General features: G+C 52.1%; 18 protein-coding genes and 3 pseudogenes. 8 read left to right on the forward strand and 13 right to left on the reverse strand.

Translation table 11 applies throughout. From position 1 onward, the window contains the following. Positions 1–40: 40 nt before the first annotated feature. Together LG300_RS06615 and LG300_RS06620 are read left to right on the forward strand one after the other, a co-directional pair. A complete protein-coding gene (locus tag LG300_RS06615) occupies positions 41–2779 on the forward strand; it encodes a cation-transporting P-type ATPase (protein WP_404377604.1) in 2739 nt (912 codons plus the stop codon). A 16-nt stretch (positions 2780–2795) separates the two neighbouring features. Further along, positions 2796–3458 (forward strand): DUF2238 domain-containing protein, encoded by a 663-nt coding sequence (locus LG300_RS06620; RefSeq protein WP_404377605.1) that lies wholly within the window; start codon positions 2796–2798, stop codon positions 3456–3458. Between the two features lie 240 nt (positions 3459–3698). On the opposite strand, the gene LG300_RS06625 is transcribed toward LG300_RS06620, so the two are convergent. The 7 genes and pseudogenes from LG300_RS06625 to LG300_RS06655 form a co-directional block, all read right to left on the reverse strand. Then, on the reverse strand, positions 3699–4976 hold the full coding sequence (locus tag LG300_RS06625) for an IS3 family transposase (protein ID WP_404375620.1): 1278 nt from the start codon (positions 4974–4976) through the stop codon (positions 3699–3701). 209 nt (positions 4977–5185) lie between these two features. Continuing rightward, positions 5186–5269, reverse strand: a pseudogene (locus tag LG300_RS06630) (hypothetical protein); the annotation flags it as partial. Continuing rightward, entirely contained in the window at positions 5253–5936 is a 684-nt protein-coding gene (locus LG300_RS06635; RefSeq protein WP_404377606.1) for a cyclic nucleotide-binding domain-containing protein, read from the reverse strand. The pseudogene LG300_RS06630 and the gene LG300_RS06635, both read right to left, overlap by 17 nt. Positions 5937–6414: 478 nt before the next feature. Further along, a pseudogene (locus tag LG300_RS06640) lies at positions 6415–7539 on the reverse strand (PHA/PHB synthase family protein); the annotation flags it as partial. Between the two features lie 36 nt (positions 7540–7575). After that, on the reverse strand, positions 7576–8853 hold the full coding sequence (locus LG300_RS06645; RefSeq protein WP_404375620.1) for an IS3 family transposase: 1278 nt from the start codon (positions 8851–8853) through the stop codon (positions 7576–7578). Between the two features lie 209 nt (positions 8854–9062). Then, positions 9063–9146: pseudogene (locus tag LG300_RS06650) on the reverse strand (hypothetical protein); the annotation flags it as partial. Further along, a complete protein-coding gene (locus tag LG300_RS06655) occupies positions 9130–9831 on the reverse strand; it encodes a poly-beta-hydroxybutyrate polymerase N-terminal domain-containing protein (protein ID WP_404377607.1) in 702 nt (233 codons plus the stop codon). The gene LG300_RS06655 and the pseudogene LG300_RS06650, both read right to left, overlap by 17 nt. Before the next feature lie 386 nt (positions 9832–10217). On the opposite strand from LG300_RS06655, the gene LG300_RS06660 reads away from it, so the two are divergent. Together LG300_RS06660 and LG300_RS06665 are read left to right on the forward strand one after the other, a co-directional pair. Next, positions 10218–10721 (forward strand): Hsp20/alpha crystallin family protein, encoded by a 504-nt coding sequence (locus tag LG300_RS06660; RefSeq protein ID WP_404377608.1) that lies wholly within the window; start codon positions 10218–10220, stop codon positions 10719–10721. Positions 10722–10775: 54 nt separating this feature from the next. Continuing rightward, complete coding sequence (locus LG300_RS06665; RefSeq protein ID WP_404377609.1) at positions 10776–11426, forward strand: BON domain-containing protein; 651 nt, start codon at positions 10776–10778, stop codon at positions 11424–11426. Between the two features lie 121 nt (positions 11427–11547). On the opposite strand, the gene mntR is transcribed toward LG300_RS06665, so the two are convergent. Further along, positions 11548–12024, reverse strand: a complete 477-nt coding sequence (gene mntR, locus LG300_RS06670) for a manganese-binding transcriptional regulator MntR (protein WP_404377610.1) — start codon at positions 12022–12024, stop codon at positions 11548–11550. Positions 12025–12177: 153 nt separating this feature from the next. Here mntR and LG300_RS06675 point away from each other — a divergent pair, with 153 nt between their 5' ends. From LG300_RS06675 to LG300_RS06685, 3 genes are read left to right on the forward strand one after another with little or no spacing between them, the layout of a single operon-like run. After that, positions 12178–13098, forward strand: coding sequence for a metal ABC transporter substrate-binding protein (locus tag LG300_RS06675; RefSeq protein ID WP_404377611.1), 921 nt, complete (start codon positions 12178–12180; stop codon positions 13096–13098). Positions 13099–13103: 5 nt separating this feature from the next. Then, entirely contained in the window at positions 13104–13928 is an 825-nt protein-coding gene (locus LG300_RS06680; protein WP_404377612.1) for a metal ABC transporter ATP-binding protein, read from the forward strand. A 9-nt stretch (positions 13929–13937) separates the two neighbouring features. After that, on the forward strand, positions 13938–14870 hold the full coding sequence (locus tag LG300_RS06685; protein WP_404377613.1) for a metal ABC transporter permease: 933 nt from the start codon (positions 13938–13940) through the stop codon (positions 14868–14870). Positions 14871–14874: 4 nt separating this feature from the next. Here the strand turns inward: LG300_RS06685 and LG300_RS06690 are convergent, their stop codons facing one another. From LG300_RS06690 to LG300_RS06705, 4 genes are read right to left on the reverse strand one after another with little or no spacing between them, the layout of a single operon-like run. Then, complete coding sequence (locus tag LG300_RS06690; RefSeq protein ID WP_404377614.1) at positions 14875–16416, reverse strand: cation:proton antiporter; 1542 nt, start codon at positions 16414–16416, stop codon at positions 14875–14877. Positions 16417–16446: 30 nt separating this feature from the next. Beyond that, on the reverse strand, positions 16447–16896 hold the full coding sequence (locus tag LG300_RS06695; protein ID WP_404377615.1) for an ion channel: 450 nt from the start codon (positions 16894–16896) through the stop codon (positions 16447–16449). 52 nt (positions 16897–16948) lie between these two features. After that, positions 16949–17077, reverse strand: coding sequence for a hypothetical protein (locus tag LG300_RS06700; RefSeq protein WP_404377616.1), 129 nt, complete (start codon positions 17075–17077; stop codon positions 16949–16951). Beyond that, positions 17074–18282: an MFS transporter gene (locus tag LG300_RS06705; protein ID WP_404377617.1), complete on the reverse strand. Its 1209-nt coding sequence runs from the start codon at positions 18280–18282 to the stop codon at positions 17074–17076. The genes LG300_RS06700 and LG300_RS06705 overlap by 4 nt, the downstream gene beginning before the upstream one ends. 307 nt (positions 18283–18589) lie before the next feature. Between LG300_RS06705 and LG300_RS06710 the strand changes: the two genes are divergently transcribed. Then, positions 18590–19930: a Na+/H+ antiporter family protein gene (locus tag LG300_RS06710; protein WP_404377619.1), complete on the forward strand. Its 1341-nt coding sequence runs from the start codon at positions 18590–18592 to the stop codon at positions 19928–19930. Between the two features lie 106 nt (positions 19931–20036). Here LG300_RS06710 and LG300_RS06715 read toward each other — a convergent pair whose 3' ends face one another. Further along, positions 20037–20771 (reverse strand): RNA methyltransferase, encoded by a 735-nt coding sequence (locus tag LG300_RS06715; protein WP_404377620.1) that lies wholly within the window; start codon positions 20769–20771, stop codon positions 20037–20039. Positions 20772–20870: the final 99 nt, after the last annotated feature.

Here is a 20870-nt window from a genome sequence, read left to right on the forward strand (position 1 = left end):
GCTACTTATTTTTCTTGGATACGCCTGCCAGGGTGAGAGGATGGAAGTGCCTACGGTTAAACAAAAGATTGCTTCACCACCGGTTCTACCGCTCAATGATGCCCATGCCAGGCGCAGCGAGGATGTTCTTGCCGCGCTGGACACCTCAACGGCAGGGCTAACAGTAGGCGAAGCGAAGCGGCGTCTTGCTACCTATGGGCATAACCGTTTGCCAGCGGTAGCCGGTCGACACCCCTTGCTTCGTCTACTCAGCCAGTTTCATAACGCGCTGATCTATTTCCTGTTAGCGGCCGCGCTTGCCGCATCGTTGCTAGGGCATTTTATCGATGCCTTCGTCATCGCTGCGGTGGTCTTGGTGAATGCCTTGGTCGGTTTTATTCAGGAAGGAAAAGCAGAAAAGGCGCTGAGTGCGATCCGCAGCCTGATGGCGCCCCACGCTTATCTGGTCAGGGAAGGGCGACGGGTCAAGATGCCCGTGGATGACATAGTACCCGGGGATATCGTGTCGCTTGAGCCAGGAGACCGAGTACCTGCCGATCTGCGGCTTGTGCGGGCGAGTGCCTTGCGTATCGAAGAAGCCATTCTAACGGGCGAGTCGGTAGCGGCGGAGAAGCAGGCAGTGCCGGCACCCAAGGACGCCGCCTTGGGCGACCGCTACTCCATGGCCTATTCTGGGACCCTGGTGGCTACTGGGCAGGCGTTGGGAGTGGTTATCGCAACGGGGAGCGCGACGGAAATCGGGCGCATCAGTGCCTTGCTGCGTGACGTGCAACCATTGACGACACCGCTGCTGCGGCAGATTAACCATTTTGGGGTGCGTTTTACCTGGGTAACGCTAGCGGTGGCGGCCGTGCTGTTTACCTTTGCTGTGTTGGCGCGTGGCTATGCCTGGCCGGACGCGCTGATGGCTGTCGTTGCGCTGGCGGTGGGCGCTATTCCCGAGGGGCTGCCGGCTGTCATCACCATCACTTTGGCTATCGGCGTACAGCGCATGGCGCGTCGTCATGCAGCGATCCGCCAACTACCGGCGGTAGAAACGCTTGGCGCTACTTCGGTTATCTGTTCCGACAAGACCGGCACTTTGACACGTAACGAGATGACCGTGCGGCGTCTGGATGTCCCTCATGGGCGTTACACGGTGACAGGGGTGGGCTATGCGCCGGAAGGGCGCCTGGAAACCGCTTCTAAAGGTGATGCTGCTGCGGATAAACAGCGGCTAGAGAGTGGTTGCTTAGTACTGGCGGGCGTCTTGTGCAACGACGCTCAGTTAAACCAGGAAAGCGGTGCCTGGCAGGTAATGGGCGACCCGATGGAAGGAGCACTAGTCGCACTGGCGATGAAAGTCGGCCTGGAACCGGAGTTAATCCGCCATGAATGGATGCGACTCGATGAGATCCCCTTTGATGCTAAGCATCGCTTTATGGCCACGCTCCATCGTCATTCATCTGGCGAGTGCCGGATGTTTGTTAAAGGAGCTCCCGATGAGCTGCTGCAGCGGTGTGTTGCCCAATTAGATGGCGAGGAGACACAAGCGCTTGACCGAGAAGCTTGGCTGGCTAAGGTTGCGGACGCAGCTGCTCAGGGAGAGCGGGTACTTGGTTTTGCCGTTAAACGCATGGCCGATGAGGCTGAGTCATTGGCCTTTAGCGACCTGGATGAGTTGGTGTTCGTTGGCTTGGTGGGGTTGATCGACCCGCCACGTGAAGAAGCCGTGGCGGCCATTCAAGAGTGCCACTCTGCGGGTATTGCAGTGAAAATGATTACCGGCGATCACGCCGAGACGGCAGCGGCGATTGCCCGCCAGCTGGGGTTTGGGGAGAATCCACGTGTTCTTACCGGCCGTGAGCTTGATGATATTTCAGATACGGACCTGCCCGCTATCATAGCCGATACCAGTGTTTTTGCGCGTACCAACCCAGCGCACAAGTTACGGATCGTGCGGGCCTTGCAATCAACGGGGGCGATTGTCGCCATGACCGGCGATGGCGTTAATGATGCGCCGTCGTTGAAACAGGCAAATGTTGGCGTAGGAATGGGGCACAAAGGGACGGAAGCAGCGAAAGAGGCCTCCCAGATGGTCTTATTGGATGACAACTTTGCTTCCATTGTCGCGGCGGTGAATGAAGGTCGGGTTGTTTATGACAATATCCGTAAAGTCACCGCGTGGACACTACCTACCAACGGCGGAGAAGTGTTGGCAGTTATTACCGCTATCCTGTTTAACTTTGCAATGCCAATGTCAGCGGTGCAAATTTTATGGATCAACCTTATCACGGCGGGCACCCTTGGACTTGCACTAGCGTTTGAACCGGCAGAACCCAGCGTGATGCAACGCCCGCCTAGGCAAGCCAATCAAGGGTTGTTGACGCCTTTTCTGGTTTGGCGTGTAGCGCTTGTCTCGTTCCTGTTTTTGGCAGCGGTGCTGGGCATATTTTTTTACTCCCTAGGACGTGGGGATGAGCTTGCGATGGCCCGTACCTTGGTGGTCAATTTGATCGTTGTATTAGAAATTTTCTATCTATTTAATGTGCGCTATCTACACTACACCTCATTTAGTTGGCAGGGGTTACTTGGCACACCTGCAGTGCTGTCTGCTGTCGCTGTGGTGATCGTTGCTCAATTATTATTTACCTACTGGCCTGCTATGCATGCTCTTTTCGATACGCGGCCGCTAGCGTTTTTAGATGGTGTATTAGTCATTAGCATTGGCATGGTTATGATGGCTATATTGGAAGTTGAGAAAATTGTAATGCGCCGAACAGGCTGGCTAAATCAATAAACAGAGGAAAAGGGGAGTGCCTAGGATTAAGCAAGTACGTGCTCAGCTGCTAAAGCTTGATCCGTTTCCTGTAAGGCTTTTTGTTGGCTTTGTGCTGTTCTGGATATGGCTAGCAAGAGCGCCTTATTATCGTTCAGATTGGCTACTTGAAAATATTCTAGTATTTTCCGCGGTACCTGTCTTCGGTTGGTTGTGGTATCGGAGTGATGTTTCACGCCTAGCATGGTTAAGTATTTTTCTGTTTTTAGTGTTTCATGAGATTGGTGCGCATTATACTTATTCTGAAGTGCCCTATGATCAGTGGCTGAGTACCCTACTTGGGTTTTCTCTGGATCAACGGTTTAATTTTGAGCGTAATCAATATGACCGTTGGGTGCATTTTCTTTATGGACTACTGCTCTTCCCTCTGATAAAAGACCTTTTGAAAAAGTATTTACGATACAAGGTGGGTTTATGGAACTTACTGTCTGTGATGCTGATTTTATCCCATTCGGCGCTTTATGAGATTGCAGAGTGGCTGGCAGTCGTGCTCTTTCCGAAGGAGCTAGGAGAGTCATACCTAGGTGCCCAGGGAGACATTTGGGATGCACAAAAAGATATGGTATTGGCACTGTTAGGCGTGTCGGTAGCAAGTGCGCTGAGTTTATTGAGGTATTTTATAATGACTAAAAGAGACTAAAATTCTATTAAATAAGAAAAAGATGATCTCTCCTTGTCTGCTTTTTACTTAATAAAGTTAGTGTTAAAATTGTAAATAGTGATTATTGGCTCATGTTTTTCGCTCGGCAATCTCAGCTAAACCTATTGGGTTTAGTAGGCGATACTCATGTCCGTGAGCTGATAATATACCTTGCTGTTGAAAACGGCTAACGAGTCGGCTAAGCGGTGATTTTCAACCCAGTTGTCCAAATGGCTGCGCTTAAGCAGCCTGTTGATTACGCTCGATTTCGTGCATTTTTCCCGGGTTAAGCGAGACTGGGCCGGTGACTTCCCAGTTTCGAGTGTGGCCCGACCAGCGTTGCGGATGTCGCTGCTTCGCACGTTGGTATACCGCGTTCCGGCGTTCCAGGCGCTCTTGGTCTACGCCGCGATGACGGTCCGCTGGCGTGACATACTGGATGCCACTGTGCAGGTGCTGTTCGTTGTAAGCCCGCTCGAACGCTAGCATCCATTCTCGTACCGCGCCCAGCGATGCGAAGCCCTTGGTGGGCCACGCTGGACAGTATTTGACGGTACGGAACAGCGCTTCCGAGTAAGGGTTATCATTGCTTACTCTCGGCCGACTGTAAGACATCAACATGCCCAGCTCTGTTAGCCTCGCTTTGAGCGTATAGGAGGTCATCGGTGCTCCGTTATCAGAGTGCAGTACTGGCGGCTGATGCCAGCAACCTTCTCGCAGCAAGGCACGTTCCAAAAGCTGTTTAGCCAACTCGCCCGATTCCGTGTCGTGGACTTCCCAAGCAATGATTTTGCGGCTGTAGATATCCATGATCAGGTAAAGATACCAGTGCTGACCTCGCACAACGGAGGCACAATAACTGATGTCCCAGCTCCAGACCTGGTTTGGCCCTGTAGCCGTAAAGCTAGTCGGCTCGGGGACTGAACGACGTGGTTTCATACGGCCACGATGGTGCTGCTGATGATGCTTTTTCAAGACCCGATAAAACGACGATTCGGAGGCCAGATAGACGCCTTCGTCGGCCAATAAAGGAACGATTTGAGACGGCGGCAAGCTCTGATACTCGGGGCGATGGCACGTGTTCAAAATGGCTTGCTCTTCCTCATGCGTCAGCTGATGCGGCTGCCTGTGTTGCCCTGCATGTGGACGCTGATCCTCGACAATAGCGCCGCGCTCAGATCGCCACCGCTTCAGTGTGCGTTCGCTTATGCCGATCACGGCAGCCGCTTGATAACGGGACGCGCCACCCATAACCGCTTCGTCAAATAGCGCGATGAGCCTTGCACGTTCCTTGAGAGGCGTTAGTCGTCCTCGCCGCTGTCCGGATCCTCGCCGTACAAGGCTTCGAGCTTTTTTGAAAGCACTAGCAACGACGTTGTTTCTGCCAGCACCTTGTCTTTGCGCCGTACTTCCGCTTTGAGCTGCTTGATGGTCTTTCGGTCTTCTTTGCGCTGTTTCTGCGCTGCTTTTGCCTGCTCTTCTTGCCGACCAGCTCCTTCGAGACAAGCGGCTTTCCATTGCTGGATTTGCTCGGGATAAAGGCCTTTTTCACGACAGTAAGCGCCAAGCTCTGTTTCTGACATCGTCGCGGTTTCGATGACAACGGCTAGCTTGGCGTCAGGTGACCATTCGTTGTCGCCTTGGGTGTAACCCGGCACAGGGACTCCTTTTTCTCGACACTGTTTTAACCAACTATACAGCGTCGCGTTGGAGATGCCTTCTTCCGTTGCTACCGACGCCACACTGCGATTGTGGGGCGGCAATAACTTTTTCAGGATGGCGGCTTTACGCTCTTCAGAATAACGTGGCACATGAATTCCATACCGCTCCCTCTGGACTGAGTTTAGGCGATATCGCCAACCGGACAACTAGGCTGACAGAGGGGGTAAGCGTTTCAATAGCCATGCAGAGATAATCGGCGATTTCTTTTCTTGACATGGCCAGCCTAAAGCAGTAAGGAGAATAGCCTTGAGCGCTAAATTTACATGACATCATAATGAAAAAACAAGCAAGGCGAACGTCTGACGGTTGGCTAATCATTTGCCAAATACGAGAGTTTTCAAGGTATATTGCTCTACTCAAACAGCGTAATAATTGCATATGGCTTGAATGAGAGATAGGTAGCTCTTCAATAAGGTTAAATGGTATATGGAGCAAGCCTGAGGTTTCAATAGCGGTGGTAGCGCCACAATAATGCCTCTCTCCAATAGCATCTAAGCCTATTATATCGCCAGGAAGGAAGAAGTTTGAGAGCATTTCTTTTTTATTATTATGTTGAATTACCTGTTTTAATGCACCACATCGTACAACGTATAACCCTTGAAATGGTTTCTCTTGGTGAACTAAAGTGCTCTTTTTTTGCAATGTGAATAGAGGTTTTGCAAGGCTAATAAAATCCTGCGATTCTAAAAGTGAGTGTGAACCATATATTTGTTTCTGCTGTGTATTTAAAATTCCTAGTCTGTTACGCAATTCCATATCTTGAATACCCTGTTTTTATTGCCGTGTGACCAGTGTGTGGCATGATCAATGTATAATTGTAGTGTTTCTCTGTATCTTTGAGCTATATGAAAATATTGCATCTTATGGTATGCCTCTTGTAATTCATTGATGGAGCGTGCGTTATTAAAAATAGTAATCTATAAATAGTGAGAAAATAATATTTAGAGATTTTTTGTTGTTTATTTTGTATTTAAAGCTACTAAAATTAATTATGGTATGTTTTGGTGAGCTTGTGTCGCTTTGCTAACTATTTGGAAGTAATAGGAATTTTTAAATGTGATTTGCTATCTCATTCTATAAGATCACTAGGCTACAAGTTCAATGCATAGCATCTTCATTGGAAAAGCCATAAAGGCATTATATTTTCATGGCTATATTTCCATGACGATTTTTTGTGATTAGGCGCCCATTGCTATGTATTTATTACTATGTATTCATTACTATGTATTCATTACTATGCTTTTCTGACATAACTACCAGGGGCGTCTTCGAGCGGAGGATAGGTTTGTGAGCCCACGTTGGGGGCCTTAATAAAAGAGCCTGATCTTGCTGCTAACCATGATTGCCATGCAGCCCACCATGAACCCGATTGAATGGCTGTGCGTTCAAGCCAAGTGTCTGGGTCAATGTAGGTGTCACCTTCAAAGGAAGTGGCTATCCGGTAATGCCGGTGCGACTGTTCTGGGGGGCTAATAATACCTGCATTATGACCTCCGCTAGTAAGTAAAAAAGTAATCTCAGGCGCATCCGCAATGAGGTGCAGCCTGTAGGTGGACCTCCAAGGTGCGACATGATCCCATTCAGTACCCACGCAAAAAATAGGTAGCTGAATATCGCTAAGGGCGACAGGACGGTCATCTACCCGTAGTCGGCCTTCCGCTAAATCATTATTTAGAAAAAGATGACGCAAATATTCGGAGTGCATGCGGTAGGGCATTCGGGTTGCATCGGTATTCCAGGCGAGCAGGTCGTTAAAGGGCTGCCTTGTGCCTAATAAGTACTCGTTCACGACTCGGGACCAAATGAGGTCGTTAGAACGCAGTATCTGGAACACCCCTAACATTTGTTTAGTATCGAGCGTGCCTTGAGCCCACATTAAGTCTTCCAGAAAGGCAAGCTGCTTCTCGTCGATAAATAGCATCAATTCACCAGCTTCCCGGAAATCTGTTTGCGCGGCGAATAGGGTCATTGAGGCTAAGCGGTGATCTCCATCCCTAGCCATTGCGGATGCGGTAATAGCTAACAGAGTGCCACCAAGGCAGTAGCCTACCGCGTGTACCTTTTGGTTTGGGAATAAATGTTCGATGACATCGAGACTTGCCAAAATGCCTTGTTGCCGATAGTCATCTAACCCCATATGGCGATCTTCTGCCGTTGGGTTGCGCCAAGAAATGATGAAAACTGTGTGGCCATGATCGACTAAGTACTTAACAAGTGAGTTATGTGGCGACAGGTCCAGAATGTAATACTTCATAATCCATGCGGGCACTATGAGTATTGGCATCGCATGTACTTCTTCAGTAGCAGGGGCGTACTGAATTAGCTCAATTAGGTGGTTACGGTATATTACCTTGCCTGGCGGTGATTTTCAACCCAGTTGTCCAAATGGCTGCGCTTAAGCAGCCTGTTGATTACGCTCGATTTCGTGCATTTTTCCCGGGTTAAGCGAGACTGGGCCGGTGACTTCCCAGTTTCGAGTGTGGCCCGACCAGCGTTGCGGATGTCGCTGCTTCGCACGTTGGTATACCGCGTTCCGGCGTTCCAGGCGCTCTTGGTCTACGCCGCGATGACGGTCCGCTGGCGTGACATACTGGATGCCACTGTGCAGGTGCTGTTCGTTGTAAGCCCGCTCGAACGCTAGCATCCATTCTCGTACCGCGCCCAGCGATGCGAAGCCCTTGGTGGGCCACGCTGGACAGTATTTGACGGTACGGAACAGCGCTTCCGAGTAAGGGTTATCATTGCTTACTCTCGGCCGACTGTAAGACATCAACATGCCCAGCTCTGTTAGCCTCGCTTTGAGCGTATAGGAGGTCATCGGTGCTCCGTTATCAGAGTGCAGTACTGGCGGCTGATGCCAGCAACCTTCTCGCAGCAAGGCACGTTCCAAAAGCTGTTTAGCCAACTCGCCCGATTCCGTGTCGTGGACTTCCCAAGCAATGATTTTGCGGCTGTAGATATCCATGATCAGGTAAAGATACCAGTGCTGACCTCGCACAACGGAGGCACAATAACTGATGTCCCAGCTCCAGACCTGGTTTGGCCCTGTAGCCGTAAAGCTAGTCGGCTCGGGGACTGAACGACGTGGTTTCATACGGCCACGATGGTGCTGCTGATGATGCTTTTTCAAGACCCGATAAAACGACGATTCGGAGGCCAGATAGACGCCTTCGTCGGCCAATAAAGGAACGATTTGAGACGGCGGCAAGCTCTGATACTCGGGGCGATGGCACGTGTTCAAAATGGCTTGCTCTTCCTCATGCGTCAGCTGATGCGGCTGCCTGTGTTGCCCTGCATGTGGACGCTGATCCTCGACAATAGCGCCGCGCTCAGATCGCCACCGCTTCAGTGTGCGTTCGCTTATGCCGATCACGGCAGCCGCTTGATAACGGGACGCGCCACCCATAACCGCTTCGTCAAATAGCGCGATGAGCCTTGCACGTTCCTTGAGAGGCGTTAGTCGTCCTCGCCGCTGTCCGGATCCTCGCCGTACAAGGCTTCGAGCTTTTTTGAAAGCACTAGCAACGACGTTGTTTCTGCCAGCACCTTGTCTTTGCGCCGTACTTCCGCTTTGAGCTGCTTGATGGTCTTTCGGTCTTCTTTGCGCTGTTTCTGCGCTGCTTTTGCCTGCTCTTCTTGCCGACCAGCTCCTTCGAGACAAGCGGCTTTCCATTGCTGGATTTGCTCGGGATAAAGGCCTTTTTCACGACAGTAAGCGCCAAGCTCTGTTTCTGACATCGTCGCGGTTTCGATGACAACGGCTAGCTTGGCGTCAGGTGACCATTCGTTGTCGCCTTGGGTGTAACCCGGCACAGGGACTCCTTTTTCTCGACACTGTTTTAACCAACTATACAGCGTCGCGTTGGAGATGCCTTCTTCCGTTGCTACCGACGCCACACTGCGATTGTGGGGCGGCAATAACTTTTTCAGGATGGCGGCTTTACGCTCTTCAGAATAACGTGGCACATGAATTCCATACCGCTCCCTCTGGACTGAGTTTAGGCGATATCGCCAACCGGACAACTAGGCTGACAGAGGGGGCTGGCGTGATGGCGACATTCTGGCCAACCATATATTGTTCGGCGCCCACCGGTCTTTTGCCTAAATAGTGGTGCTGAAGATCCTCATAACAATGCTGCATACCTTGAAATAGGTTAGTTCCGGCGCTTGCAATGGTTTTCTTAAGCACAACAGGGTTGGTGAGTACATAGTTGGAGGGTGAGAATATATCCAGCCACTGCCGGGCACCAAACTCCACGGCCTGTTCATGATGCGGAGACAAACCGCGTAGCCCCGTTGTGGCGTTATGCCACCACTGTTGTTGAAGCAAAAAGCCTTGATAAAACAGGTTGTAGGGAAAATAACGCCAAGCAGGATCTTGAAAACGACGGTCCTGCGGTAACGGGGCAATGCAAGGAGAAGCATTGGGATCGAAAGACGAATGGCTGGCCCAAGCCAGCAAGCGCAGGTATTTTTTCACTGCTTTGTGTAGTAGGTGGGCTTGAGTCCCAGGAGAAAGTTGGAGGCTAGATAGCCAATCTAGATACGTCAGCATGGCTGACGTGGGTGAAATCCCTAATGTTAAGCTGGCCAATGATGCTCGTACTAACCTGTCTAGATATTGATGCTTGGTTTCGTCGAAGATCATCATAATGGCACCTTAGAAGGGATGCTAAATGCATCTTTAATCCCCATGGTTTTACTTCTTATCGTTGGCTTGCTATTGCTTGTTATTATTTAGTGGGTGAAGGCCTTTTGTGCCACTATTCTAAGTAGTGTGTTTGCCTTGGGTCAATTTTTACGCATGTTGATACTTTTTTATTATGTTAGTCATCTTTTCAAAACAAAGGGCTGCACTATAACTATCCAAGCAACATCCAAACAACACGCCAAGTAACATGCAAGAGCCACGCGAAAACGTGTTTGTTGTTTGTTGTTTGTTGTTTGTTGTTTGTTGTTTGTTGTTTGTAGATGAAGGATAAAAACGGTTGGGTAGATGCTGTTTGAAAAAAATTGTCTAAACAGAGGAGAAATGCCGTGGAAAAAACTGCCAAAAAACCTGTCGTTGCCAGTCAGGAGCCAAGCGATTTACCGGTCAGCCGCTCTTTAAACCCTCTTGAAGAGTTTGATCGATTGATGGAGGGATTTTTTGAACGTAGCTGGTTAAAGCCATTTTTTAAAGATGATGTGTTCAAGGAGCGTCTCGGCTTTTTTGCCCAGAGCAACCCCAAAATTGACATTATTGACCGGGAAAAGGAGCTGGTTGTCCGTGCCGAAATGCCGGGCGTGGATCGTAAGGAGTTGGATATTGAAATCACCGGCCATTCTGTCATGTTAAAAGGGCAGCGCTCCGGTGAAAGCGAAGAAAAGAAGGATGAATACTACCACTCGGAGATATGGCAAGGCGCTTTTTCCCGGACAATTGCCCTGCCGGTCAATATTGACCCGCAACATGCGGAAGCTAAATTCAAAGATGGTATCTTGACCATTACCATGCCCAAGGTTAAACAGGCATTACGGCGAAAACTTGAAGTGGAGTAGTTGTTTAATCAGTGTTAGTTAAAAACTTCATTATATATACAAGGAGTGCCAACAATGTCGAAATCGGATAATCAGATTCAAAAAGATGTGCTTGCAGAGCTGGAAGCTGATCCTTCAGTGCGGGCGGCGGATATCGGTGTTGAGGTAAAAGACGGTATCGTAACGTTAGCAGGACACGTTGATAGTTATGCTGAGAAGTGGCACGCCGAACAGGCAGCCCAACGGGTTAGTGGTGTTAAGGGCGTAGCGGTTGAAATGGATGTAAAGCTGCCTGGAGAGAATCAGCGTACCGATGCAGATATAGCGCGTGCGGTTAAAAATACCCTGGAGTGGAATGTTTTTATTCCAAATGACCCCATCAAGGTAATGGTTGAAGATGGATGGGTAACGCTCACAGGGGAGGTGCCCTGGGATTACCAACGCCGTTTAGCCGCGAGTTCTATCCGCTACTTGGCCGGTGTGACCGGCGTTAGTAACCAGCTCGTGCTGAAACCTAAGCCAACAGAAACAGCGGTTAAAGCTAGTATCGAATCCGCACTTAAACGCCAGGCGCTGCAGGATGCAAATGCGATTAAGGTCGAAGTGCATGACCATGATGTTATGCTAAGCGGTAAAGCGCATAGTTTTGCGGAGAAGGAGCTAATACACCATGCGGTTTGGAACTCGCCAGGGGTCTGGAAGGTAACGGATAATATCAGGATTTAAAGGCACGGCATGGTAGAAGCCCTAAAATTGCTGCAGTCATCGAATCACTAGCCGGTGGTTCGATGACGCTCTTTTTGAGTAAGGCGTTAAAATCTCGCGTAGATCGCTAACAAAAGGCCGCCTATTTCATCTTCTGTTCGGTAAAGCGTTGCATAATAGTAAGCGTTTCGTCGCTAACATGATGCTCCATCCCTTCGGCATCAATCCTTGCCGTGCTGTCATCCACCCCTAAGGCTCTCAGAAAGTGCAGCACAATGTCATGACGAGCGCGGGACGTCTCGGCCATTTTTTGACCCTCTTCGGTCAAAAAAAGCGAGCGATAGGGCTTGCTAGTCACTAACCCCAGTTCATTTAAGCGCCGAATCATTTTTGAAACGGTGGCTTGGCTCACTGCCATGCGGTTGGCGATATCGGCGGCGCGCGCCTCACCACGATGACGAATTAAGTCGCCAATTAGCTCGACATAATCTTCGATCAACTCGGTTTCGTGTGCATTACGCACCGTTTCGTACTGCTGTGCGTGCTGTTCCACGGGAGGCAGTGCATCACCGCTTTGACCGCGTAGAGAGAGGGTGCGCTGCTGTTCGTGATCACTCATTGGCAAAGGTTATCAAGGTTAGTGGAAACGTTAATTGGCGATGGTAGCGCATTTTTTACGATAATTGTTAGCCAAGGCTAAACTGTTTGCACAAAGCTTTTTTGTTGAGCTACAGTTGTATTCAACACCAGCCTAGCACAAGGGAGAAATAGGATGCCCAAACAGTATGCGTGGGCCTTATTAAGCGCTTCATTGGCTTGGGCCAGCGTTGTGACCACCGCACAGGCAGAGGAGTTGCAGCAGCCGTCTCTCAAGATTGCGGTTACATTTTCTGTACTCGGTGACTTGGTGAAAAAAGTCGTTGGTGAGGATGCCAGCGTAACGGTTCTCACCCCTATCAACGCCGAGGTGCATGAGTGGGAATTAACCCCTGATAACTTCGCGGCGCTTGAGGAAGCAGACATCGTTTTCTATAACGGCTACCAGCTTGAGCAGTGGATGCGTCAAGTGGAGGCGGTGGTGCAGGAAGATGTGCCGATGATTGCCGTTGCAGAGGCCTCTGGCTACCCCACCCAACCAATCGCCACGGGTGACATGGAGGGGGATGTTGACCCGCATCTGTGGATGGACCCTCGCGCCGCCATTGCCTATGTGCACGCTATTAAGCATGCGCTCAACGATGGCTTAGCCCATTGGGGCGATGCCCTTCAACAGCGGGCTGCTCGCCTGGAAGCGCAGCTACAAGCGCTTCATGTGGAGCTGGCGCAAACGCTGGAAGCCATACCGGATGAGCGCCGTGTGCTGCTCTCCAGTGAAGCGGCCTTCCTCTATTTTTCCGATGCCTACCGTTTTGAACATGACGGTATTTGGGGCACAAATGCTGAAACAGAGGGCTCTCCGCGCCAACTGATGCGTGTGATTGACCGTATTAAGGAGCGCCAGCCTGCCGCCCTGTTCTGGGAAAGCACGATATCGGATCGTCACGTGACTAGTATTGCCCGTGATACGGGGCTGCCAGTGGCAGGGCCACTCTATGTCGACTCGCTGAGCGCGCCCGACGGCGAAGCCGCCGATTACTTTGCCATGCAGCGCCATAACGTGGCGCTGCTGCGCCGTTACCTAGCAACCGAGTAATGGTTATGGATACGACCCTTGCAATGCACACCGCTGCTATCGAAGTGAAAGGGCTTTATGCTGCTTACCATCGGCAGCCGGTACTGGAGAATATCCATCTAACACTACCAGCAGGCCGCTGGACAGCGATTGTTGGTCCGAATGGAGCGGGCAAGTCAACGCTATTCCACGTATTAACGGGCAGCATGAAACCGCTGCGTGGCCAGATAGATGCATTGGGTAAAGCGATTGAGCATCATCGGAAGGCGGGGAGTATCGCCTATATGGCCCAGCGGGAAGCGATTGAGTGGGATTTTCCCATCTCGGTATGGGAAACCGTCATGAGCGCCCGCTACGGGCACATGCGTCAAGATGCCTGGTGGCGGCAGTTACTCCCTGCGCGTTGGCATGAGCAGCGGCATCGCCAAGCGGTCGAAAAAGCACTGGATGACGTCAATATGCTGGCATTTGCCGACCGCCCCATTGGAGCACTCTCCGGTGGACAAAAAAAGCGTGTGCTGCTTGCTAGGTCGCTTGCCCAGGAGGCGAACATCCTATTACTGGACGAGCCGCTGGCTGGTGTAGACCCACCCAGCGAGCGGCTTATCTTGGATGTCTTAAATCGGGAGCGCGAAGCGGGAAGGACCATTGTTATGGTGACCCACGATATGCCGGGGGCGCGCCGCTATGTGGATCATGTCGTGCTGATTAATCGGTTTGTCCGTGGAGAAGGAGCGCCCGATGAGATGCTTAGCGATAGCAAGTTAGCAGAGCTGGCCGTTAGCTCTATGGAGCAATCCGCATACGATATCAGCGTTGCTGGTAGCCCAGCACTGGCAACCAAATCATAGGCAACAGACATGCTACATACGTTAGACGCTTTTGGCAGTGCCTTGGTATCCGGGCTGATTGCTGTACTGATGGTTCCGGTCAATCTGTTGCCTGACAGCATCTCGGATGCCTTTCAATACGCTTTTATGCAGCGGGCGCTGCTGACTTCGATGATGGTAGGCGCTATTTGCGGCATGCTCTCATGCTATGTGGTCCTAAAGCGCTGGTCGCTGCTAGGGGATGCGATCTCCCATGCCGTTTTACCAGGGGTCGCAGTCGCTTACTTATTGGGTCTGCCATTTTTTATAGGCGCGTTTGTAACAGGTGCTTTAACATCGCTTGGGATTGGTGCTATTGAGCGCCATACCCGGATTAAGTCTGATGCGGCGATGGGTATTATGTTTACCGGTGCTTTTGCGCTGGGTATTGTATTGATCAGCAAAATTGCCTCTAGTACCCATTTAATGCATATCCTGTTTGGCAACGTTTTGGGCGTTCAGCAGTCGGCGTTATTGCTGACGTTGGCCGCTAGCGTCATAGCGCTATTGGTGGTCTGGCTCGCTTTCCGTCCCTTGATGCTCTACGCCTTCGACCCGACCCAAGCCCAGGCACTGGGCTTTAATACCGGGGTTATTCACTACGGTTTGATTCTGTTGCTCACACTCACCATTGTTGCCAGCCTGGAAACCGTTGGCATTATTTTAGTGGTCGCTATGCTAATCACCCCAGGGGCAACAGCGCACTTACTCACCGATCGCTTTAAAACGATGCTATTGATTTCCGTTGGTGTAGGGGTAGGTTCAGCAGTGTTGGGGCTGTGGCTCTCATTTGCTTTAGACGTAGCCTCCGGCGGAACGATTGTTTTGGTGGCCACCGGCTGCTTCTTTATGGCGTTGCTATTCTCACCCAGGCATGGGGTGTTGATGCGCCTTTGGCGGCACCGCCAAGTCGGCGCATCGTAGCGGGCTATTGCGAGGCTTCTTGAAGCTTCTCCCAGGTCTTTTCTGCAATCCCGATGCCCGCACCGGTCATTAACAGGTAGGTTTGGTCAACGCCTGCGCTGTGCAGAGGCTCGGCCTCATCCTGGAAATGGATGCCGGCAATCAGCTGGCCGGTAAAGCCAGCCTTGCGTAGCTCGCGGCTGGCTATCAGTTTACTTTCCAGCTCTGGCGTTGCGAGTATCACGGCAGATAAGTCGTTGATATCTAGTTGGTGCCAGAACCCCACGTCCTCAATGTCGCCGTAGCAAATTTGCCGTTGGCTGTCTGATTTATTAGGGTCAGAGTCGATACCCATGACCTCCAGCCCCTTATCTCTGAAGAAGTCGTAGGCCGCACTGCCGGTTCGTCCCATACCTAGCACCAGTACAGTGGCTGCGCCCAGGTTAACAGGCTGCTCGTCGGGGTGGCGTGAATGGCGCTCAAAGCGGGTTAGCTGCTTTTCCCAGCGGTCAAACAGGCTATGGGCCAAGCGGTTAAAAGGTGCCGCTATCACGAAGGAGAGCGCCACGGCAATGGCTAATGGAACCAACCACTCCTCTAAAATGCTTGAGGCGACGATCAGGCCAAACTCGCTGTAGGCTGTCAGGCTTAAACTGCCCAAGAACGCGTTGCGTGCGCGTAACCGGAAGGCAATTAGCAGGGCAAAAAAGAGCACTCCCTTGAGTGGTAGGACAACGGCAAGTGCTACTGCAAAGAGCAGCGCGTCGGTATCGGGCAAGCCAGCCATACCGATTTGCAGGAAAAAGCTGATGAGCAGAACTTCCTTCAGCCCCCACAACGCTTTAGATAACTCCTGGGCACGAGGGTGTTTGGCCAGCAGCAGCCCCATCACCAGAGCGCCAACTTCGGAGCTTAATCCAACGGCTTCAAAGCCCATGCCGCCTACGGCAATCGCTAGTACTGCCCCCATTAATACTAACAGCTCATCATGCTGAGCAATGCTCATCAGCCAGTACAACAGCGGACGAAGTAAGGGAAGTAAGAAAACCAGCAATGCCCAGAGGCTAGGTGACTGGCCGCTGTAAATACTTAGCACCGCTAAGGCAGCCAAGTCTTGGATAATCAAAATGCCAATGGCGATACGGCCATGCAGTGCCCGCAGCTCACGTTTGCTTTCCAGCACTTTAGCGGCCAGCACCGTGCTGGAAAACGACAGCGCGATAGCCAGCAGCAGGGCGGTGTCCAAAGGTAATGAAAAAAGTACCGAGAACCCAAAGGTAAACACCAGACAGGTAATGGCTAGATGTATCAACGCACTGCCCAGTACTACCGGCTCGGCTAAGCTTCTAATATTCAGTTTTAAGCCAATCGTGAACAGCAATAATAGGACGCCCAGGTGGGCGAGATGTTCGAGGAGTGGGCCTGCGTCATCAGGCAAGCCAACGCTAGGGCCAAATGCATTAAGGGCAAACCCTGCGGCTAGAAAGCCAACCAATGGGGGAAGGCTAAGCTGGCGAGCGAAAATACCGAAAACAAACGCAAACGACAAAATGAGCACTTCAAACATGCGGTGTCCTTAGCAAACGTGGTGGGCGAGCTATTTATTAATACGCCAATGTTTTTGCATTTCGATAAACGTGAAGGAGGCTGACCACGTAATCAGTACGAAACCCGTCAGCGCCAGCGTGCCGTAGAGGAACCTGACTGGCCCAACGGCATAGATATCCCCATAACCAACGGTGGTGTAAGTGACCGCAGAGAAGAAAATATAATCCAGCAGATGAAAGCTCTCATACCCTTTTAGTGCGCCGATGCCGTTGATGGCGGAGAGCCACCAGCCCGTTAAACCGAACAGCCAAATTTCGGCAACATGGGTGGTTAATACACCAAATGCCATGACGAGGATGCGTTGACGATGGGGGCGGTGCGAACGCTCAATTTGCCGGGAGATTAGCCACAGTGCTTCGTAATGCAATAACACCGCGAACACGACAGCAAGCAACGTGGTAACAACGACAGCCACATGTCCAGGATAGGGAATAGTCACGTTACATCAGTACCTAGGGCTTCGGAACGAGGAAAGTGTTGAAGAGAGTGTTTTAGCATAAGCGGCTGCCAAACAGCAGCAGTGATGGGTCCAACGTTTGCCATCCCCACCAACCCAACAAGAGTAGGCCGCTAACGAGCAGCAGGCCCAAGGCTACCCATAATGCGGTGGTTGGCATCATGACGACACCTGTGGCGATGCTGGCCGTGCCAATGGCTTCTCACTGATCGTCCAGTGAAGAGCAGCAGCGACGACTGAAAGCACAATCGCGATCTGCCATACCGTGTTGTAATGGCCGGTTAAGTCATAGAGGTAGCCGCCTAGCCATACGCCCATAAAGGAGCCTAGCTGATGGAAGAGAAACACAATGCCTCCCAGCATAGATAGATGGCGAACACCAAATACCGAGGCCACGATGCCATTGGTGAGCGGAACGGTAGAGAGCCACAGTAACCCCATGGCGATACCAAACAGATAAGCGCTGGTGCTCGTTAATGGCAGCACGATGAAAGCAGTCATCACCACACCGCGAATCAGGTATAGCCAGCTCAGTAGGCGCGGTTTAGACCAAATGCCGCCCATCCAACCTGCTGTGTAGGTGCCCACAATATTGAACAGCCCAACCAGTGCTAGCACGGTAGTTCCCACTTGCACCGCTAGCCCATTATCAAATAGGTAGCCGGGCAAGTGCACCGCGATAAAGACCACTTGAAAACCGCAAACGAAAAAGCCCAGGCAGAGCATCCAAAACCCTTTTTGGCCAGCGGCCTCGTTTAACGCATCGCGCAAGCTTAAATCGCCTAGTGCATTGGGGCGTGGGCGATCTTTGACCATCGCCCCTAGTGGGAGCATCAATGCAGCGATTGCCCCCATCGCCAGCAAGGCGGAGGACCAGCCAAGCCACTCGATCAAGCCAAGCGTACCGGGCAACATGGCGAACTGGCCAAACGAACCCGCCGCGCTCACGATGCCCATCGCCATACTGCGCTTCTCCGGCGCAACCGCACGGCCAACGGCACCCAGAATGACCGAGAAGGTAGTACCGGATAGGCCAAAGCCAATCAGCAGGCCAGCGCTAAGCGTCATCCCCAAGGCGCTGGTGGATAGGCTCATAAAGCAGAGTCCGAGCACATATAAAGCGCCACCCACCACGATGATTTTGGCCGCTCCGAAGCGGTCGGCTAGCGCCCCGGTAAAAGGCTGCGATAGCCCCCAAATCAGGTTCTGCAGGGCAAGCGCAAACGCGAATACGCCGCGCCCCCAGCCAAAGTCGCTGCTCATCGGCTCCAGAAACAGGCCAAAACCGTGGCGTAGACCCATGGCTGTCGAGATAACTAGGCTAGCAAGCACAATAAGAAGCAGCGTGTGATGTCGGGGGAGAGCCATGTCACGTCTCTTAGGTTTGTTTGATTAACGCGTTAACCAACTATCGCACGGGTTTCACTTCTTTAGAAGCTTCTCCATAGCCAGCGTTAAGTTTTCGTAAAAGTGGCGATATTAAGCAGTATGCTGTAGAGCAGCAAGTCTGAATAATAAGAGTAACCATATACTCGCCACTCTGAACAAGTGGCACCTACCTTTCTAACTCGCTTAGCCTAAGCGGTGCCTGTGTTTAGCCTGATTGTCAGCGTTTTATCTGTTAGAATCCGCCCCCTTCGGCGTTAATGACCTTCCAATAGCTCTGGGTATTTCCATGAATGCAGTAATTCTTGCAGTGTTCGTCATGGTGGCACTGTCGCTTCTTCGTGTGTCCGTTGTCTTCGCCCTGGTGGTGGGGGCGTTAGTGGGGGGCCTGGTTGGTGGGCTCTCTTTGAATGAAACCCTCGGTGCGTTTAACGACGGTGTAGGTGGTGGCGCGCAGGTGGCGCTGGCTTATGCGACGCTTGGGGCCTTTGCAGTAGCGATCTCCCGCTCTGGGCTGCCTGATATGCTGGCTAACCGTTTGATTACCATGCTAGGCAAAGAAGCAACCGCTGCCCACCAAGCGCGCGTGAAAATGCTGCTGCTGGTGGCCGTCTTGCTAGTGGCGATTTCCTCACAAAACGCGATTCCGGTGCATATCGCCTTTATTCCCGTGTTGATTCCGCCGCTGTTGGCGGTGATGAACCGCCTGCAGCTCGACCGCCGTGCCGTGGCCTGTGCGCTGACCTTTGGCTTAACCGCCCCCTACATGCTGCTACCGGTAGGGTTTGGGGCGATCTTTTTGAACGATATTCTGCTGGCGAACTTGAACAGTGCCGGGGAGTCGTTGGGGCTGGAAATCACCCGCGGCATGGTGCCCATGGCAATGGCGATTCCAGTGGGCGGTATGGCGATTGGGCTATTGGTAGCGCTGCTGTTTAGCTACCGTGGCCAACGCGAATACGCCAGTAAAGATTTAGCCGCGACGAACCAATCACACACACCCGCCGAACCGCACATGCTGGGGCTGGTGATGTCGGGGGTGGCCATTGTGGCCGCGCTGGGTTTGCAGCTGTATACCGGCTCAATGATTGTGGGTGGTTTGGTTGGTATTGGCTTGCTCTCGCTGGGCGGCATTTTTAAATGGCGCGAGGCGGATGATCTGTTTACCAGCGGTATGCGGATGATGGCGCTGATTGGCTTTATCATGATCTCGGCAGCAGGCTTTGCCGAGGTGATGAAAGCCACTGGTGATATTGAATCGCTGGTAGCAGGGGCGTTTGAGCTATTTGGCGATAACCGTGGCTTGGCCGCTCTGGTGATGCTGCTGGTAGGCCTGTTCATTACGCTGGGCATTGGTTCTTCGTTCTCTACCATTCCCATTATCGCCGCCATTTTTGTTCCGCTGGCCGTGCAGTTTGGCTTTTCGCCCATGGCCACCGTGGTGCTGGTTGGTACCGCTGCGGCGTTAGGCGATGCAGGCTCGCCAGCATCGGATTCCACCTTGGGGCCAACCTCAGGCTTGAACGTGGATGGCCAGCATGACCACATGTGGGACAGCGTGGTGCCGACGTTCCTGCACTACAACCTTCCGCTGATTGCCTTTGGTTGGCTGGCCGCCATGTCGCTTTAAGCGTCCTCAGTACTTACCCTCAATACCTACCGAAAGGGCAGCGCTAAGCTGCCCTTTTTGATGTAAGCTGCCCCTTTTGATGGAAGTGTGTTGAGCAGATAAGACGCTACTGCTTAGGCAAGTGCGCTTCAAACGCACTCAGCAGACCGCGCAGCAAGGAGAGCTCTTTACGGCTGGGCTGGGCACGGGCAAACAGCGCCTGAAGCTGCTCTTCGGTGCGGGCGTGGGGTTGGGTTAAGAAGCCGCTCTGTTGCATCAAACGCCCCAGGTGCTCCTGGAAATAACCAAACTGTTCCCGGCTGGGGGGTGTTGCTTCCAGCGGGCGCTGATACTCAAAGCCGCTGGCATCGCGCTTGCGCCAGGCGCGGTGGACTTCATAGGCGAGGATCTGCACCGCTTGTGACAGGTTGAGAATGCCATACTCCGGGTTGGCGGGAATGCTCACCTGATGGCTGCAGCAGCGAATTTCATCGTTGGTCAGTCCAGAGCGCTCCCGGCCAAACACCAGTGCCACCGGTGCCTGGCTGGCGTTTTCGATGACTTGCTGGGCCATCTCGTCAGGCTCGTCAAAATGGGGCAACGGCATACTGCGTAACCGCGCGCTGGCGCCGACCACCTGCACGCAGTCGCGCACGGCCTCTTCTAACGTGCCCACACAGCGAGCGTTTTCCAGTACGTCCGTGGCACCGGCGGCTAGGCGAGTGGCTTCTTCATCGGGAAATGCGCGTGGGTTTACTAGTACAAGCTCCGTTAAGCCCATGGTCTTCATGGCGCGGGCAGTGGCGCCAATATTGCCAGGGTGGAACGTTTGCACCAGTACGATACGAATATTGGAAAGCACGGAAAATTGAACCTAAAAGCTGCCAAATAAAAGCGATGATGGTAGCACGCTTTGTTACGCTATAAAGGTGATGCAAAAAGAAAGAACCCCGCCGAAGCG

Source organism: Vreelandella aquamarina, assembly GCF_044805175.1.
GTDB lineage: Bacteria > Pseudomonadota > Gammaproteobacteria > Pseudomonadales > Halomonadaceae > Vreelandella > Vreelandella aquamarina_B.

Bases quoted from the DNA above. Each gene is read 5' to 3' on its own strand.
- LG300_RS06615 (WP_404377604.1), top strand. From the start codon at position 41: ATGGAAGTGCCTACGGTTAAACAAAAGATTGCTTCACCACCGGTTCTA.
- LG300_RS06625 (WP_404375620.1), bottom strand. From the start codon at position 4,976: ATGGAAAGCCGCTTGTCTCGAAGGAGCTGGTCGGCAAGAAGAGCAGGC.
- LG300_RS06635 (WP_404377606.1), bottom strand. From the start codon at position 5,936: ATGGAATTGCGTAACAGACTAGGAATTTTAAATACACAGCAGAAACAA.
- LG300_RS06645 (WP_404375620.1), bottom strand. From the start codon at position 8,853: ATGGAAAGCCGCTTGTCTCGAAGGAGCTGGTCGGCAAGAAGAGCAGGC.
- LG300_RS06655 (WP_404377607.1), bottom strand. From the start codon at position 9,831: ATGATGATCTTCGACGAAACCAAGCATCAATATCTAGACAGGTTAGTA.
- LG300_RS06665 (WP_404377609.1), top strand. From the start codon at position 10,776: ATGTCGAAATCGGATAATCAGATTCAAAAAGATGTGCTTGCAGAGCTG.
- mntR (WP_404377610.1), bottom strand. From the start codon at position 12,024: ATGAGTGATCACGAACAGCAGCGCACCCTCTCTCTACGCGGTCAAAGC.
- LG300_RS06675 (WP_404377611.1), top strand. From the start codon at position 12,178: ATGCCCAAACAGTATGCGTGGGCCTTATTAAGCGCTTCATTGGCTTGG.
- LG300_RS06680 (WP_404377612.1), top strand. From the start codon at position 13,104: ATGGATACGACCCTTGCAATGCACACCGCTGCTATCGAAGTGAAAGGG.
- LG300_RS06685 (WP_404377613.1), top strand. From the start codon at position 13,938: ATGCTACATACGTTAGACGCTTTTGGCAGTGCCTTGGTATCCGGGCTG.
- LG300_RS06690 (WP_404377614.1), bottom strand. From the start codon at position 16,416: ATGTTTGAAGTGCTCATTTTGTCGTTTGCGTTTGTTTTCGGTATTTTC.
- LG300_RS06700 (WP_404377616.1), bottom strand. From the start codon at position 17,077: ATGATGCCAACCACCGCATTATGGGTAGCCTTGGGCCTGCTGCTCGTT.
- LG300_RS06705 (WP_404377617.1), bottom strand. From the start codon at position 18,282: ATGGCTCTCCCCCGACATCACACGCTGCTTCTTATTGTGCTTGCTAGC.
- LG300_RS06710 (WP_404377619.1), top strand. From the start codon at position 18,590: ATGAATGCAGTAATTCTTGCAGTGTTCGTCATGGTGGCACTGTCGCTT.